At 69.8% G+C, this 17,845-nt stretch carries 7 protein-coding genes; 1 reads left to right on the top strand and 6 read right to left on the bottom strand.

Going from position 1 to position 17,845, the window contains the following annotated elements:
• Positions 1-83 precede the first annotated feature (83 nt).
• The 6 genes from AS594_RS05190 to AS594_RS05215 all read right to left on the bottom strand — a co-directional run bounded on the left by AS594_RS05190 (position 84) and on the right by AS594_RS05215 (position 11,203).
• Positions 84-737: an aspartate/glutamate racemase family protein gene (locus tag AS594_RS05190; protein WP_069925883.1), complete on the bottom strand. Its 654-nt coding sequence runs from the start codon at positions 735-737 to the stop codon at positions 84-86.
• Positions 738-746: 9 nt separating this feature from the next.
• Positions 747-1,199 carry an aspartate 1-decarboxylase gene (gene panD / locus AS594_RS05195; protein WP_069933434.1) on the bottom strand — a complete coding sequence of 151 codons (453 nt, stop codon included), beginning with the start codon at positions 1,197-1,199 and terminating at the stop codon, positions 747-749.
• Positions 1,200-1,572: 373 nt separating this feature from the next.
• Positions 1,573-2,664 carry a DEAD/DEAH box helicase gene (locus AS594_RS05200; RefSeq protein ID WP_069933433.1) on the bottom strand — a complete coding sequence of 364 codons (1,092 nt, stop codon included), beginning with the start codon at positions 2,662-2,664 and terminating at the stop codon, positions 1,573-1,575.
• Positions 2,661-4,514 (bottom strand): DUF1998 domain-containing protein, encoded by a 1,854-nt coding sequence (drmB, locus tag AS594_RS05205; RefSeq protein ID WP_069933432.1) that lies wholly within the window; start codon positions 4,512-4,514, stop codon positions 2,661-2,663. The genes AS594_RS05200 and drmB overlap by 4 nt, the downstream gene beginning before the upstream one ends.
• Positions 4,511-7,645: a helicase-related protein gene (locus tag AS594_RS05210; RefSeq protein ID WP_069933431.1), complete on the bottom strand. Its 3,135-nt coding sequence runs from the start codon at positions 7,643-7,645 to the stop codon at positions 4,511-4,513. Before AS594_RS05210 ends, drmB begins: the two co-directional genes overlap by 4 nt.
• A 57-nt stretch (positions 7,646-7,702) precedes the next feature.
• A complete protein-coding gene (locus AS594_RS05215; RefSeq protein ID WP_167367983.1) occupies positions 7,703-11,203 on the bottom strand; it encodes a sigma-70 family RNA polymerase sigma factor in 3,501 nt (1,166 codons plus the stop codon).
• Between the two features lie 323 nt (positions 11,204-11,526).
• On the opposite strand from AS594_RS05215, the gene AS594_RS05220 reads away from it, so the two are divergent.
• Positions 11,527-17,817 carry a protein kinase domain-containing protein gene (locus AS594_RS05220; protein WP_079148280.1) on the top strand — a complete coding sequence of 2,097 codons (6,291 nt, stop codon included), beginning with the start codon at positions 11,527-11,529 and terminating at the stop codon, positions 17,815-17,817.
• The last annotated feature ends 28 nt before the right edge of the window (positions 17,818-17,845 follow it).

Here is a 17,845-nt window from a genome sequence, read left to right on the forward strand (position 1 = left end):
CGCGAGCCGCGGGACGAACCGGAACGCAAGCCCACGCACCCCTACCGTCCCTGCGGCCCTGCGGCCCTGCCGCCCGATCGCCCCTATTGGACGATCGCCGCTGCCGCGCGCAGTCCCGTGGCCGGGCTGGCGAGCACGGGGACGGTGAGGTGGGCACGCGTGCGGGCGGCCGCGTCCGCCATGGACGCCTGGGCCAGTACCACCACATCCACCTCGGTGACGCGGTCGACGGTCCGCGCGACGAGGTCCAGATAGCCGTCCCGGTCGCCGGCCTCGAAGCGCTCCCAGGCGCCTTCCGCCGCCACCGTGCGGATGTCCACCCGCCGGCCCGCGGCGGCGGCCTCTTCCCGTACGACGTCGCACGTCGGCCCGAAGGTGCTGTCCACCGAGGCGACCACGGCGATGCGTACGGTGTCGCGTCCGGGCGCGGCGGCCACGGCCGCCGCCGCCATCGGACGGTCGACGCGCAGTACCGGTACGCCGAACCGCCCGGCGTACGCCTCCGCCGCCGCACCGATGGTCGAGCACGTGCACAGGACGGCCGTGGCCCCGCCTGCGACGGCGTCGGCGAGCGCCGCGGCGAGCGCGGAGTCCGCGGCGCCGGGCCCGCCGGAGCGGGCCAGGGCCAGCAGCTCCTCGTCGACCACATGGCGCAGGCCGAGACCGGGGTGCTCCCGGTCGCGCAGGGCGTCGAAGACGGGCACGTGGACCGGGGACGTGTGCAGCAGGGTGAGCATGCCGCGATGCTAGGCGGTGATCGCGGACACCTTCCCGGACCCGGCGCCCGGGCGCGCGTACGGGCTGCGGACGGTGTCGCTGCCCGGCACGGGCTCCGACGCGTCGGCACCGAGCGAGACGATCCGGTTCCCCTCGTCCACGTGCACGATCCGCGGCTCAAGGGCCCGCGCCTCGGCGTCGTCGACCTGGGCGTAACTGATGAGGATGACGAGGTCACCGGGGTGGACCAGGTGCGCGGCGGCGCCGTTGATCCCGATGACACCCGAACCGCGCTCGCCCTCGATGACGTACGTCTCAAGGCGGGCACCGTTGGTGATGTCGACGATGTGGACGAGCTCCCCCGGCAGCAGATCGGCCGCCTCCAGCAGCGCGGCATCGACGGTGACAGACCCGACGTAGTGAAGATCGGCCTCCGTCACGGTGGCACGGTGGATCTTGGACTTGAACATGGTACGAAGCATGAGGCAACTCCCGAAATGTCTGCTCCCTGCCTGCTCACGCAGGTCAAGGGCGTTCTCCGCAGCGTACAACGGTTCGCATGTCGGGTCAGCTGTCCTCAGGTATTCGCTGACTCACGCTGCCATCCAGGCCGTGATCCAACGCGAGTGGCCGACGCCCATCACCAGCACGGTGGATGTCCCATCTGCTGGAACCCGGCGGACCGTAACCCCGAGGTCCGCCCCGCTTGGACGGAGACAGAAGCACAGCTCCGAGGCGCAGGGCCGTACCAGGTGATTCTCGAGAGGAGTCGGCTCTTCAGCCGCTTCGCCACGGCAAGAACCGAAAGGGGGAAGCCCCGGTCGACAGCGGCTGCGGCACGCCTCCAAAGCCTTCTCATCCGCGCAGCAGGTCCCCGGGCCCCACCTGCGCGCACACAGGTGGCTCCGTTTCTCCCTCGTATGCCAAGTGGAGTTCATGTCGTGCCCGGGTTGCCAGGACGTAGTACGTCATGCGCAGTGCGGCCGAGGTCGGATCGACCGCCGCGTCAGTATGCGTGTCGGGAATGACGACCGTGTCGAAGCCCAGCCCTTTGGCACTCGCCCGGTGGACGAGCACGATCCCCGGGCGGCCGAGGTCAAGCGTGCGGTAACGGCCTTGCGCCGCTCGCGCCCGGGAGGTGTACAGCTGCGGTTTGAGCCGGGGTGCTCTACGCTCCAGACTGCCGAGCAGCGAAAGCTGGGTGCGGGTGGAATTCACGATCACCCCGATGCTCTGCCGCGGGTGCCTCTGCGCCAGAACGATCAGCAGGTCAGCTGCGCCGCCGTGCGGTAGACGGTGCAATCGCGGGGGCGGCCCTTCGCGTTCGGGGAGGGCAGGCAGACCGCTCCCCGTGTTGAAGTGAGCGGCGAAGGAAGCGATCTGGCGTGTGTTGCGATGGTTGCCGTCAAGTGCGAGACGTGTACAGCGGCCCAGCCGCTCGGCGATCTCGGCAAGCGTGGAGTTGGTGTCGGTCAGCCGCTGGCACTCGTCCGCGAACACTGTCGTCCGCGCTCCCAGCAGACGGCAAAGGCGATAGAACTCCGGGGGCAGGTCCTGGCCTTCGTCGACGACCAGGGTGAGTCCGGGCACCGGGCCGGTCTCCACGGCACGGTCGTAGAAGGCGGGCCAGTCGAACCAGCCGTCCGCGCCGCGTGAGGGCCTTCCGCCGTACCACTCGGTGAGCCACGCGTGTGCGGTCGCCACGCGCACGCTGCGGTCCTCCGGGCCGAGCGCGTGCACGGTCGCGGCCAGTGACTGGCGGAGCAGACTGGAGCGGGTCAGCAGGACTGCCGGTGTGCCGGTGAGGGCGAGCATGATGGCCCGTTGCCCCGCCAGGAGGCTCTTGCCACTGCCGGGCGGACCGCTGATCAGGTGATTGCCGTCGAAGGGGAGGGCGTCGAGGCAGGAGCGCTGTTCCGGTACGAGGTCAAGGTAGGTGAGGGTCACATTTCCTCCAGGGCATCCACCGCGGCACTCCGGGCGGCCGTGACGATCGGCTCCAGGTAACCGGGTACACGTTCGCCACCGACGACGAGAGCGCGGTCGAGCAGGGTGTTACCGGTCTCGCAGCTCGTCTCGGGCAGCAGGGCGCAGGCGTGGCAGGCCGCGCGATTGAGGTTGCCGAAGCCCTGGCCGGTGTGCTCGGCGCAGAGGGGGTCGGCGGAGCACCATGCGGCGGCTTCGGTCATCCGCAGCAGGGTCTCGGCGAGGCGAGGCGGCTCTCCCTGCTGCACGAGCCCGCCGAGGGTGCCTTCGGCGTCACCCGCGGCGGTGTAGACGAGGATGCCGTACTGGTCCTGTTCGGGGCGTGCGTAGACGCGTTCGCGCAGGCTGGCCGTCGTGTAGCCGGATTCGAAGGAGAGCTGGCGGATCAGCAGATGGGCGAGGGTGTGCAGGAGGACGAAGCGCGGCGAGAGTGCTTCCCCGGTCAGGGCTTGGAGCCGTCCCTTCTGGAATGAGCGGTCGAAGTCGGCGCGCATGCCCGCGACGCGCCGGCGCACTTCTGGGTTGCCTTCCCATGCGGCGAGTGCGTCCTTGTCGAGCGTGAGGAGGACGCCCTCTCCGAAGACTTCGACGGCCGGGAGCCATTTGAGGCGCCGGGCGGTGTCGGCGGGGACGAGGGACGCGTCCGGGGAGACCCGGCTGAAGCCGGACAGCGCGCGTACCTCGCGCAACCGGTCGGCGAGCACGATCCGTCCGATACGGCGGTGTAGGCCGGCCCAGGGTTCGGCGGTCTCTTGTCCGAGTCCGAGGGTGGTCTCGCGCAGTGCGAAGTCCCGGGTGGCCGGCGGGGTCGGCGCGGTGAAGGCGGCCCACTCCTCACGGCTGAGGTCGGGGCTGGCGGGCGCCGTGGCGGGGCCGGATGATGCGACGGGCACGGGCTGCCCGGTCTCCTCGGCGAGCAGGGCGTCGAGGAGCTGGTCGTCGGCGCCGGTGTCCTCCTGAATCATCGTGCGGAAGACGTCGGCGCGCGGGGTGCCGGCGACCCGGCAGAGCGACACCCACAGGTCGTGCTCGCGTACGCGTCCGGCGAGTTCTTCGTCTCCCTGCGACGTGGGCGCGTCCGACTCGGGGATGTCGAGCGCCGAGTGCACGACCGGGTAGTACAGGTTGCCCGCCGTGCGCTGCACGATCTGCACCGGTACTGCACACTCCGTGGCCTCGCCGACCCGCTGCCAGGGGTTGCGTCCCGAGCAGCGCATGCCGTGCGTGCCGAGGATGTCGAGCAGGTCGCGGGAGGCCCCGCACCCCTTGGCCGTGCAAGTGACGGAGAGCGCTTCGAGGCCAGAGGCGCGCTCGGACACGACGAAGCGGAGTTTCTCCCGTTCACCGCACTGCCGCCGTTCCCCTGCTTCTCGTCGCGAGTGAGCCCAGAACCACCAGTCGACGTCGCTGAGGTGACCGGCCGCGCAGATCTGAACAAACCGCATGGGGGCGAGGGTCCGACCGGGTGAGCAGGATGGGCAGCGAGGCGGCTGTCCCGGCTTTTCGTCGGCGATACGCCACCGCCTCATACGGCGGCAGGCCCCGCAGAACAGCCAGGACGGGAAGCGGATGTAGGGAGCTCCGGGAGCGTCGGGGGAGTCGAAGCGTTCGTTGGCCGTAGGGGGCGCGGCGTAGAAGCCGGTGACGCCGAGCCGGCCCGCTAGCCGGGGCGACTCGACGCGCTGCTTGGCCTTCTGCGGCCAGTCGCCGACACCTGTGGCGACGAACGACTCGCCCTGGATGTCGAAGACGGCCCCGACGCCGAACGGCAGAACGGTCTGCGACTGGCGTACGCGAAGTGTGCGGTTCACAGGTCGGCTCCCTTCACCATCACCTGGCATTCCCGGTCGACGTTGCGCATCGAGTTCGGTGTCTCCCAAAGGCCGTAGCGCTGCTCGAAGCTCTTGATCAAGTTGGACTGTCCCTTGCCCTGGCTGCGGTAGTACATCTCTCGGCCGTCCTTGCGGACCTCGCGCGCGGCGTCCTCCCAGTCGGCGAGGAGTTCCGCGATTTCCTTGCGTACGGCGTCGGCGGCAGACGGTTCACCGGCGGCGGCCCGCAGCGCCAGCTCCTCGACGAGGGCTTCCACCTCGGGCAGCCGGTCGAGGATGTTCCCGGCCTGGTTCTCGGCGGCGAGGCCGAGGCGGTGGCGGTGGCGTACGAGGATGACGAGCGCGGCGTGCAGAGCGCGCCGACGTGAGGGGACGGACCAAGGGGTGACGCTGGTCGGTTCGACGTACCGATAGAGGGAGCGGTGGTACGCGTCGAAGGTCTCGTAGTGCGAACGATCCCTGGGGCGGGTGGCGTTGAAGAAGGTGACAACGAGACCGGGCACGGTATGCCGGCCGACCCGGCTTGTGGCCTGGATGTATTCGGCCGTCGTCTTGGGCTGTCCCTGCATGAGCATCAGCGCGAGCCGCTTCACGTCGATGCCGACGGACAGCATGTTGGTGCAGGGCAGGAACGACACCGACTGCGGGTCGCGCCAGGGCTTTTCGAGCCGGTCGAGGAGGACGGGCTGTTCGGCACGCGGCAGGTTGCTGGTGAGTTCCTGTACTTGGTGGTCCGCCAGTCCCCTGATTCCCGAACCCGAATCCAGCCCCGTGAGCTGTGCGGGGATGTCATCGGCCGCAGCCGTGACCGTACGGCCGAGTTCGCGGAGGCTGTGGTGGTAGGCGACCAGCGTCCAGTAGGCGTCGCGGTGCTCCTCCGGGAGTTCGTAGGCACCCTGGAGCATCGCGGCGGCGGTGGCTACGGCGGCGCGGCCCGCGGTGTGTCCCTGGGCCATGACGCCGAGGTAGCGGCGGCCGGGACGGGACGTGTCAGGTTCGGCGAAGTAGGAATGCCGGGAGTCGAGTCCGGCGGGCGGGAAGAGCTGGGCGCCGCTGCCGTAGAGGGCGCGGATCTGCTCGCCGGAGCGGCGGATCGTCGCCGTGGACGCCACGACCTTGGGTCCGATGCCGTCGCGGTCGGTGCACAGCCCGAGCACTGCCGCCTCGTACAGGCCGACGGTGGTGCCGAGCGGGCCGGTGAGCAGGTGCAGCTCGTCCTGGATGACGAGGGACGGCGGCAGGTTCCCGCTGCCCGCGCCGAACAGCCGTCCCGAGCGCGGTTCCCATGCGAGCCGGGCGAACTTGTCCACGGTGCCCAGGACGAAGGTGGGTGGCCGGTCGTACAGCTGCTCGTCGACCACTGCGACGGGCAGTTCGTCGTGGAAGGCGCACTCCTCGCGCGGGCAGTAGAAGCTGAACGAGTCGGCCGTGGCGCGTACTCCGTAGTCCCCGATGTCGGGTGACTTGTGGGCAGGCACGACGCGTGTGCCACACCAGGGGCAGCGGTCGAGGATAAAGGCATCGTCGGGCCGGGCGGCACCGCGCACGTCGTCGAAGACAGCGCGTGCTTTCTCGTACGAGTTCGGGGAGGTGGACTCGCCCACCCACAGGCCGATGGAAAAGGGCTCGTCCCCGTAGGGAGCCGGGTCGGCGCGGCGCAGTGTCTCCAGAGCGCAGATGGTGGTGGCCGCTCGCTGGAACTGCTGGGTGGTGAGCAGACTCAGGGTGTAGCGGCTCAGGACAGCGGTGCCCCCACCGCCCTTCTCACCCCGGCGGAGCACCATGGCGAACGCGGCCAGCAGGAGATACGCCTCCGTCTTGCCGCCACCGGTCGGAAACCAGATCAGGTCGGCTGTAGCCCGGTCTCGGTGCCGGGGGTCGGCCACGCCGTCCAGGGCGAGCAGGAAGAACGCGAGCTGGAAGGGCCGCCATACGGCGTCCGGGCTCGGCTCCGGGTCAAGGAGCACCGCGTCGCGGCGGGCGCGGCGTTCACCTGCCTGATCGCGAGCGGAGTGCCGCATCTGAAGGGCCATCGCACGGTTGGCGGTGCGGAAGGCGCGCAGCAGCTCGGGCCGCGCCGGATCGCAGAGGGTACGCACGCCGGACTCGATCCGGGTAACGGCAGCGTTGACGCGTGCCAGGATTCGGTCGGCGGCCCCCCGGCCCCACGCGGGGACTTCGGTGTTCAGCTGTCCCAGGTACCAGGCTCGGTAATCGGCGGCGAACTCCGCGAGTTCCTCGTTAAGTTGCGCGAGAGGGACGGTGGGATCGGCGAGATGGAGCACGTTCAGTACGGGGGATCCGGTGAAGCCGGCGGCCCGGACACCGCTGACCTCGGCCTCTGGCATGACGGCGGCCTTCAGAGCCACTACCGTCCGCTCGCCGCGCTCCGTGTACCGTTCCTCGACCGCGCACCCGTGGCCCACGGCGTGTGTGCGGACGTGCCGGTACTGGAGACGCAGCTCCTGTTCCTCCAGGTCACGGCTGGCCAGCCGCACGCTCGGGTAGGGCAGGACATCACCGTCGGCGGGCCGCGCTTCAAGTTCGACCTGGAAGAGCATCCGGTCCCATTGTGCGGCCTTGCCGAGCGCCTGTTCGTGGTGCGCGGTGTTGACCAGGGCCACGGTGACGAGCTGTCCGGCGCCAAAGGCGCGCCTGCGGATGCGGACTTCGCCGCGCCCGTCGAGCACGGGGACGTGGTCGCGGCCCGGCCGTAGCGCGTGGGTCTCCTCCGTCAGCGGGAGGCGCTCCCAGCGGCGGCCCCGCTCACCGGTGGCGGCGAGAGTCCTGTAGCGGGCTCCGGCGCAGCGGACGTCGATGGTCGTCGCGTCGGTGTAGAAGCTGAAGCCCAGTGAGGACGGCAGCCAAGAGTTGGACTCGGGCACGGGGTCCGCCGCGGGCGCCGTGTCCTCGGCGCCGCCTTCCGAGCCGGCGCCCTCGAGCTCCTCCGCTGCGAGGTCCAACTGCTTCTGCAGATCGGCCTCCTGCGGATACAGCGTGCCCATGAGGTACTCGCGGTCGGGCGGCGCTTCGAGCAGCTCGTGTTCCCCGGAGGCAGGACCGACGAGCCGGCGGTGCAGGTAAGAGACGAGTTCCTGTCTGGGGTCCATGCTGGTGCTCCTGAAGCGGTACGAAGGGTGCGGGGCGCGCGGGTCTTGGCTTCGGAGTCAGGACCGGCGCCACCGATCGCGAAACGTGGAACGGTCCGCGGCGGCCGCACGTTCGGCGGCGAGTTGTTGCTGCAAGTCGGTGATGCGGGCCCATGCGTCGTGCTCGGTCTGGGCGATCCGCGCCGTAGCCCGCTGTTCGGCCGCCGCCACCTGGGCCGATGCCTGCTGTTGGGCGGCGCGGAGAGCCCCGTGACGTTCGGCGAGCAGGACTTCCGTCTGCCGCAGCCGCTCCTCCAGGCCCGCGATGCGGGCCTCTCCTTCCTCGCGGTAGCGCCGTAGCTGCTGACCGGTATTCTCCGCCCGCCGCTGGGCTTCGTTCGCCCGCAGGTGCAGTACTGCTGCCCCCTCTTCGGCTGTATTCGCCCTTAGTTCGGCATCGTCGGCGCGCTGCATGGCCGTACGGGCGTGCTGCTCGATGTCGTTGGCGCGCTCCTTTGCCCAAGCGCCGCGCTCGCCGGCCGCGGCCAGGGCTGTCCGTGCCGCGCGTTCCCTCAGCTCGGCGTGTTCGGCCCGCTCGACCAGGGTCTGCTGCGCCTCGCGGTGCCCGTCCTTGAGGCGCGCGATCCGCTCTTCGGCTTGTGCACGCAGGCGCTGCTCGTTGCGGAGCAGCGCCTTGTCCGCCCGGCGCAGCAGCGTGTCCTCCAGGGCATCGAGCTGCCGCTCGGTCTCCGCGAGGGCAACGATGCGTCGGGCTTCGGCAGCCTGCCGCTCCTCGGCGAGGTTCCGCTGGGCTTTGTCGCGTTCGCGGGTCAGCTCGGCTTCGAACGCACGGCTCAGGTCGGTGAGACGCCGTTCAGCATCAGGCTCCGCCTCTCCCCGCCCGGTGCGTCGGTTCGCGGTCCCGGACCTGGGCATCTCGGGGGTCCTTGGGGACGCGGATCCGCGTCCGGCCTTGAGCAGAGACACCGGCTGCTCCTGGGCCGTCGGTGCGTCAGTACTGCCGTGGCTTGCCGACGCGTCCGGCACTGCGACCTCACGCATCTGCCCACTGCTCCCGGGCCCTGGACCCGGCCCCGGGCGGGACTCCGCCACGAAACTGGCCGACGACCTGTCGGCGGGTGCCGCTCTCTGACCGGCACGCAGCGGGACCTCGGCGACGAACTCCCGCAAGGAGTCACGCAGCGCGAGGCGCGACTCGCTCAGCACCAGGGGTCTGGCCGCCAGATACGCGCGCGGAGTCATACCTACCAGCGCCTCGGCCGGCCTTTCCAGGAAATCCTCCGGCCGCAGCCCAGCCTCCTTCACGGCGTCGAACACGCGCCGCAAAACCTCCAGGGCCGCTATCACCGGCCGGTCGAGCACCCCCCCGTCCCGCGCGGCACGCGCGACGGCGTCTGCCGAGGACGGACCGAGCGGCGCAATGAGCTGTGCATGCCCCACCGCCAGCAGCGCGTAATCGGCCAGCCACGCCACTCCCCCGCCGAACTCGGTCGGCATCCGCAGGGCCTGCTGCCAGTCCGCTGTGTCCTGCGTCTGTTCGGGAATCACCGGCTCAGGGGCTGACGGCCCGCTCGCCACAGTGACGGCCTGCGCCGAAGGTGAACCCTCCGGCGCGGACTCCAGCACCGGCTGCGTGCGCGGCTCGTGCACCAGTCCGATGCTCGACTCGGCGTCATGCGCGTCAACCACTGGTCCAAGCCCCTGTTTCGTCACCGGCGGGGGATCATCCGAGCGCCCCTCGGGCCGACGGTCCACCTGCTCCCCGGGCTCATGCGTAAGCGCGATGCGGGCCTCCGGCGGGGTCTCCGTCGCAGAGTCCGTCAAGACGTCACCCGGTGCTGTGTGATCGCCGGGACTGGCCACCGTTCGCTCTTTGAGGCATTCGGCGTCCAGCGTCTTCCCCGCTTCGGCGGACTGTGCCACTTCTTCCAGCGAAGCCGGCTTCGGTGCGGCGCCGGGCAGCGTGTCGGGCACCCGCTTTGCCCCGGAACTTTCTGTCGGAGCCCCAGCTCCGGCACCTGCTCCGCTGCCGGCTCGCTGTCCACCGGGCTGCCTCTCGGCCCTGCCGGGTTCCGTTCCAAGGCCCCCGCCGTACTGGTACGCAGCGGTAAGACCGGCCTCCGCCAACCGTAACCGGAACTGTGTCTTGGCCTTTGATTCGATCTGCCTGACGCGCTCTCGGGTCCGTCCGATCTGTTTGCCCAACTCGTCCAGGGTCGACGGCTCGTCCCCGTCCAGACCCAGGCGCCGGACGAGGATATGGGCCTCGCGTTCGGAGAACGTGTCGACAACACTCATGATCTGGTCCAGCAGGATCGCGTCGAGCACGCCTTTCTCCACCGACGGCAGTGGATTCGTCCACCCGATGAAGTCGCCCAAAGGCACCCCGTCCCCAATGACCCGGTCGAGGGAGTCGGTGCGCCGGCTCAGTTTCCGGGCTTCCTCGACCTTCTGCATCGTCAAGTCGCAGTACACAGCCACGTCGGCGACTCCGGCGGGCCGCCCCTGAATCGCGAGGGTGCGCTCCGCCAGCGCCACCTTACGAACCTGTTCATGCATGTGGACCGGGATGCGAATGACGGCGCCCTCGTCCGCGATACCCCGGCTGATCGACTGGCGGACCCACCAGGTCGCATACGTCGAGAATTTGAAGCCCTTGGCCGGGTCGAACTTCCGCGCCGCCCGCATCAACCCCAGCGCGCCGTGCTGGAACAAGTCGTCATAATCCAAACCCTGTTCCAGATACCGGGGCACCATCTTGTGCACAAGTCGCTGGTTGTGCAGGACGAGACAGTCCCGGGCTCGGACCCTGAGGTCGTCGGTGGGCAGGACGCTGAGAGTATCGTCGTCAGGTTCCTCGGCCATACGGTCCGGTCCGCCCCGTACCAACACGGCGAGTCCGACTTCCGCTTCGGCGCTCAGTAGACGCATATCCGGCCGCCGCCGGAAGCGGTCGTTCTCCAGGACGGTCAGCGCGGCGGCCACGGCGGCCGTGAGGTCCCCCGTGCCCGCTCCAGTCGTCGCCTCCTGCCGCGGGAAGGGCTCGTCCTCCGCGACACCCTCCAATGGGTATGCCTCGACCTCGGTAAGCCTGACCACGCTTTCCGTACCCGTACCCGTACCCGTCGCCGGCGCCTCCGCCCTCGCGACGGCCTCGCCCCGTAAACGCACCCCGGCCCGCACGGCAGCCGCGTCTCGCACACCGAGTCCGGCCAGACGGGTGACCCCGTCCAGCGCGCGCAGGGTCACATAACCTTCGGGGTCGGCATACTGGCTCAGCAGCCCCCGAACCACGTCGCGGGAGGGGAAGACAAGACTGGACACATTTTCTTCACGGATCAGTGCAACCTTTTCCGCATTCGGACCGTCACCGTCTGCATGCGCCACCAACCCGGGAACGGGCAGCCCCAGCGCTGCCAGTTCCTCGCGAAGCCGCTCCCGCTCGACGGGCCCGAGCCCCAGCGCGCCGGCTTGCTCCAAGAACACGGACTCCGACACGGCGCCGTCGGCCGCCGCATTACGCAGGCGGGTCAGCAACACTGCCAGGGCGGCCTTCATTCCAGGTCTACGCCCCTGCGGGGCCGTCGGCACGCCCCCGGCGGCACAGCCTGGTTCCCACCCAGGCGCCCCATCCCCACCAACGAGTTCATGCCTCACGTAACGCCCCCTGCCTGATGACATCACGGAGCGTATGGGGGCGCGTTAACGATGTCAACAGACTGACGCCCTGTTGGGTTTGGCGCAGCTCGTGTACGGTTGCGAACACCGCACCTCCGCTCTGCCACGATGAGCGGTGCGGCAGCGCATCAGGGGGCACGTTCCGTTTCCTTATCCTCGCGCGTGGGTGCGGGAACGAGACGACTGAGGACGAGGGAGCGACAGTGGGCCAGGAGCTACTGGACGGCAGATTCCGCATCGGGCACGTCATCGGCAAGGGCAACATGGGTGAGGTGCACCGGGCCGAGGATCTCCAGGCAGCCGAGGGCACACCCGAGCGCACCGTCGCCGTCAAGACCATCCTGCGCCGCCGCACGGGTACCCGGGTCGACACCGGCGCCGACCCCAAGGCCGCCGACCGCTTCGCCCGCGAAGTGCGCATCATGCGTCGCCTCGACGACCCCAACCTCACGCGCATCGTCGCCGGTGGTGTCGCCGAGGACCAGGGCGGCCTGCCCTACCTCGCGATGGAGTTCCTGAGCGGCGAGACGCTGCGCGATCTCATCGAGGAGGAACGGCAGCTTCCCATTACCTGGGCCGCCGCCATTGGCGCCCAGATCGCGTCCGGCCTCGCCGCCGCGCACGCCGCCGATGTCGTCCACCGCGACCTCAAGCCCGCCAACGTCATGCTCACCCAAGGCGGCACGGTCAAGGTCCTCGACTTCGGCATGGGGCGCATCATCGATGACCCCGATGGAGCCCGTCTGACCAGCACCGGCGTCAGCGTGGGCACTGCCCGCTACATGGCTCCCGAACAATTCGAGGCCAAGCAGGTCACGCCGGCCGCCGATCTGTACGCGCTGGGCTGTGTCCTGTACGAGATGCTCGTGGGTGTACCGCCGTTCACCAGCGAGTCCCCGTACGAGCTCGCCACCAAGCACACGCGCGAAGCGCCGACGCCCATCACCGTGATCCGCAGCGAGGTGCCCACCGAGCTCGCCCGGCTCGTCGACCGCCTGCTCGCCAAAGACCCGGCAGCCCGCCCCGCGGACGCCGTAGCCGTACGCGACGCACTGCTTCCCCTGGCCGGACAGGACGGGCACGCCCCCCAACTGCCGCACTGGAGCGCCCTGGACCCGGCCCGGCCCCTGCGCGACCCCGCCGCCCAGACGTCCGCACGGCAGGCCGCCCCTCCGACGCCGGCGCCCGTCAGCGTCTCAGGCGCGGGCATGGACGTCTTCGGCGTCCACCGCACCCTCATCAGGGACTACCGCTCCTTCACCGAGGGGGGCACTGTCATCCGGGACGACCGGATCGCCGCGTTCGTCGAGGACGATCTCAACAGCAAGTCGCAGTGGCCCGACCCGTGGCTGTCGCTCAACCCGTTCTTCCAGAGCGGCGGCACGGTGGTCGAGCTCGCAGGTCAGAAGGTCCTGCACGACGAATGCGCCCGTATCTTCCAGGCGAAGAAGACCGAGGGCGGCACGGTCCCCGACGGCCGCCCGCTGACACTCCACCAGCACCAGCGCGAGGCCATCGACGCCGCCGCGTCCGGCGCGTCGTACGTCCTCACGACGGGCACCGGGTCCGGCAAGTCGCTCGCGTACATCGTTCCGATCGTAAACAAGGTGCTGCACCAGCGAGACACCGAGGGACCGACTGCCCCCAAGCGGGTGCGAGCCATCATCGTCTACCCGATGAACGCGCTGGCCAACAGCCAGCTCAAAGAGCTGGAGAAGTACCTGCGCGACGGCTACGGCGCGGGCCGCGAGCCGGTCACCTTCGCCCGGTACACGGGCCAGGAGGACGACGAGAAGCGCAAGGAGATCCGCGACAACCCGCCGGACATCCTGCTCACCAACTACGTGATGCTGGAACTGATGCTGACGCGCCCGGCCGACCGGGCGAGCCTCATCAAGATGGCGCGGGGCCTGGAGTTCCTGGTCTTCGACGAGTTGCACACGTACCGCGGGCGGCAGGGTGCCGATGTCGCCCTGCTGATCCGCCGCGTCCGCGAGGCCTGCCAGGCGCTGGACCTGCAGTGCATCGGCACGTCGGCCACCATGTCGACGGAGGGCACGCTCGACGACCAGAAGAAGGTCGTCGCCGGAGTGGCGAGCACCCTGTTCGGTACGCCGGTGCGCCCTGAACACGTCATTGGCGAGACCCTGGTCCGCGCTACCCACAAGACTCCCGAGGCCGTACCCGCCGAGCGTCTCAACTCGCCGGCCGCACCGCGCGCGTACGACGATCTCGTACGCGACCCGCTGGCCCGCTGGATCGAGACTCGCTTCGGCCTTGCCACCGACAAGGCCACCGGGCGCCTGATCCGTCAGCAGCCCACGAAGATCGAGGTCGCGGCGAAGGAACTGCACGAGGGGTCCGGGGTCGCCGAGGACCAGTGTGTCGCGGCGATCCGCGCCACCCTGGAGGCCGGTTCGCAGGCGCGGCACCCGGTGACCGAGCGGCCCCTGTTCGCGTTTCGGCTGCACCAGTTCCTCTCCAAGGGCGACACCGTCTATGTCACCCTGGAGGACAAGCTCGCGCGCCACCTGACGCGCTCGTACCAGCTCGAACAGCCGGGCAGCGACGGCAAGTTGCTGATGCCGCTGGCTTTCTGCCGGGAGTGCGGCCAGGAGTACCTGACGGTATGGCGTACCGACAAGGACGGCGAGGTCCGGTACGAGGCGCGCCGGGACACCTCCGCGACGGGTGGCCGGCAGGGCGACGGCTATCTGTACGTCGATCACGAGCGGGCGTGGCCGTCCAACGTCCAGTACGCCGTGGACGACCGCCGACTGCCCGAGTCCTGGCTGGAGTTGGACGACAAGGGCCAGGAGGTCGTGAAGAAGTCGTACCGCGACCGGGTTCCGCGTGCCGTTACTGTTGATCCGCGCGGCCGCGAAGGGAGCGGCGAACTTCAAGCCGCCTTCGTCCCCTCCCCCTTCCTCTTCTGTCTGCACTGCGGCGTCGCGTACGAGCAGACGCGCGGCCGGGACTTCGCGAAGCTGGCGACGCTCGACCAGGAAGGCCGGTCCTCCGCGACCTCGCTGATCTCCGCGTCTGTGGTGCGCTCGCTGAAGTCGGTGCCGGAGGAAATGCTGGACAAGGAGGCGCGCAAGCTCCTCACGTTCGTCGACAACCGGCAGGACGCGTCCCTCCAGGCGGGTCACTTCAACGACTTCGTGCAGATCACGCAGTTGCGCGGCGCCCTGTACCGGGCGGCTCTGGACGCGGGCGAGGACGGCGTCCACCACGAAGAACTGGCCTCCTCCGTGACGAACGCGCTCGCCATCGAGCCGGCCGACTACACCGGCGAGAGTGATCTGCCGCCCTCCCTTGCCCGCAACGCCGCCAAGACCCTCCGTGACGTGATCGCGTTCCGGCTCTATCTGGACCTGGAGCGCGGCTGGCGTATCACGATGCCCAATCTGGAGCAGACCGGTCTGCTGGAGATCGGCTACGAGGACTTGGACTGGGTGGCCGCCAAGCAGGACCGGTGGGCCGGCACGCACAAGGCGCTGCGCGACGCCGACCCGGCGCTGCGGGCCGAGATCATGAAGGCGCTGCTCAACGAGATGCGCCGCTCCCTCGCCATCGACGTCTCGTACTTCCGGGACGACTTCGACTCGCTCCAGCGGGCGAGTGAGGAGCGTCTGATCGACCCGTGGGTGCTGTCCTCCGCCGACAAGCCGAAGGTCGGCACGGCCTATCCGCACCCCTCCCGCCCGGGGATGGACCGCTCAGCTCTGTTCCTGTCGGCGCGCGGCAAGTTCGGCAAGTACCTGCGCCGCGCGGACACGTCGTTCAAAACGCTCGATCCGGCTGATCTCCAGCTGGTCATCGAGGAGTTGCTGAAGGTTCTGGCCAAGGCCGGCCTGGTGAAGGAGGTCACGGAGGCTCCGCAGCGCGCGGGCCGCTACCGCAGGACCTCCGCCCCGGCCGCTATGGGCTACCGCGTGGCCGCACAGTCCCTCGTCTGGCGCGCGGGTACGGGCGAGAGGGGCACGCACGACCCGCTGACCCGCACCTACCAGAGCGGCGACGGCCCGCGCGTCAACACCTTCTTCCGAGACCTGTACAAGGACGCGGCAGGCACCCTGTCCGGCCTGTTCGCGCGCGAACACACCGCGCAGGTCTCGCCACAGGAACGGGAGCAGCGCGAAGAAGCCTTCCGTAAGGCGGAGTTGAAGCTGTTGTACTGCTCCCCGACGATGGAGCTCGGCGTCGACATCTCGCAGCTCAACGCGGTGATGATGCGCAACGTGCCGCCCACACCGGCGAACTACGCACAGCGCTCGGGCCGCGCCGGCCGCAGCGGCCAGCCTGCCCTGGTGACCACGTACTGCGCGACGGGAAACAGCCACGACCAGTACTACTTCCGCCGCTCGGAGCGCATGGTCGCGGGCGCCGTCGCCCCGCCGCGTCTGGACCTGGCCAACGAGGACCTGGTGCTTTCCCACCTCCAGGGCATCTGGATCGCGGAGGCCGGCTTGAAACTGGGCCGTGCCATCCCCGAGGTGCTGGACGTGTCGTACCCGGACACGGGTGACCGTCCGAACCCCGCGCTGGAGCTGCTGCCGGACATCCTCGCCACCTCCCTCGACGAGAGCGCCCGGCGTCGCACCATCGATGCCGCCCTGCGCGTCCTCGGCCCGCTCCTGCCCGACTTCGCCGAGACCACGTGGTGGCACGACGACTGGATCCAGGACCGTGTGCGGACGGTGGCGACCCGCTTCGACCGGGCTTTCGACCGCTGGCGCCAGCTGTTCCGCTCCGCGCTCGACGATCAGTACATCCAGAACAGGCGCCGCCTCGACTACAGCCTCACCGAGGGCGACCGCATCCGGGCCAACGCCCGCCGCCGTGAGGCAGAGACACAGCTGAATCTGCTGATGAACGAGAGCGTCGACAGCAAGTCGGTCCTCTCCGATTTCAACCCGTACCGCTATCTGGCGTCCGAAGGTTTCCTGCCCGGCTACAGCTTCCCGCGGCTCCCTCTCGCCGCGTACATCCCGACCATCGGCCGCCGCCGCGGGGACGGCGACTATCTCCAGCGGCCGCGATTCCTCGCGATCCGCGAGTTCGGTCCGGGCGCGCTGATCTATCACGAGGGCGCCCGCTACCAGGTGACCCGCATCCAGCTGCCGCCGGACTCCTCGGGAGACATGGCGACCAGCGAGGCCCGCCGCTGCGCACAGTGCGGCTACCACCACGATCCGGAGCAGCTGGAGGACCGCTGCGCCATGTGCCACGAGCCACTGGGCTCGGCGACGTATGGCCTGCTGCATCTTCACACCGTGTACACCACCCGCCGTGAGCGGATCTCGTCCGACGAGGAGGAGCGGCGCCGCGCCGGCTTCAAGCTGGAGACGTCGTACCGATTCCAGGACCACGGCAGCCGCAAAGGCCGCCTGAACGCGGCGGTCGCCGACGCCTCCGGCACGCCGCTCGCCGACGTGGCGTACGGCGACTCGGCGACCGTCCGGATCACCAACACCGGCCGGGTACGTGCCAAGAGCAACGAGCCGGCCGGGTACTGGCTGGACCTCGCGGACGGCCGATGGATGAACGACAAGGACGCGTCCGAGGCGTCCGGCGACTCCAGCGAACTGCCCGTGATCGACGCGGACGGCAATGAGCGGCGCCGAAAGAAGCGGGTCATCCCGTACGTGGAGGACCGCCGCAACATCCTCGTCGTCACCCTCGACGAGCCGCTGCCGGAGCCGGTCGCCCTCTCCCTGATGTACGCCCTGGAGCGAGGCATCGAGGCCGCGTTCGAGCTGGAGGACGCCGAGCTGTCCAGCGAGCTGCTGCCTCCGGACGACGGTCCCCGCAACCGCATCCTGTTCACGGAGGCAGCCGAGGGCGGCGCGGGTGTACTGCGCCGTCTCCAAGCTGAGCCCGACGCCCTGGCGAAGGCGGCCGTACGCGCCCTGGACATCTGCCACTTCGACGCCGACGGCGCCGACCAAGGCGGCCCGCACCCGGACCGGCCGTGCGCGCTCGGCTGCTACGAGTGCCTGCTGACCTACGGCAACCAGCTCAACCACGCCCTCATCAACCGGCACTCGGTGCGGGACCTGCTGGTGCGGTTCGCGACAGCGACGGCCCGGCGGGAGTCGCGTGGCGAGTCGCGTTCGGAGCAGTACCGTCGGCTGCTCGACCAGTCCCCTGCCGAACCGACAGCGGTCGAGACAGCGGCAGCCGAGTTGGCCGCTCAGGGCGACTTCCTGGGCTGGGCGAAGGCACGCGGCCTGCGGCTGCCGGACGAACCGGGCGCGTTCCTCACCGAGGCCATGGCCACCCCCGACTACGTGTACCGCCTGCCCGGCGTGAACGTGGCGGTCTTCGTGGACTCGCCGGACCAGGAGCAGGACACCTTCCGGGACGAGGACGCCGAGGACCGCCTGTTCAACGCCCGCTGGGACGTCATCCGCTTCGTGCACGGCGCCGACTGGGACGCCATCGCCGGCGCCAACACCCGCTACTTCGGCTCTCCGGCCGCCAACTGACCGCCCACCTCATCCGGTCGGACCCAAC

Origin of the sequence: Streptomyces agglomeratus, assembly GCF_001746415.1 — a bacterium.
GTDB lineage: Bacteria > Actinomycetota > Actinomycetes > Streptomycetales > Streptomycetaceae > Streptomyces > Streptomyces agglomeratus.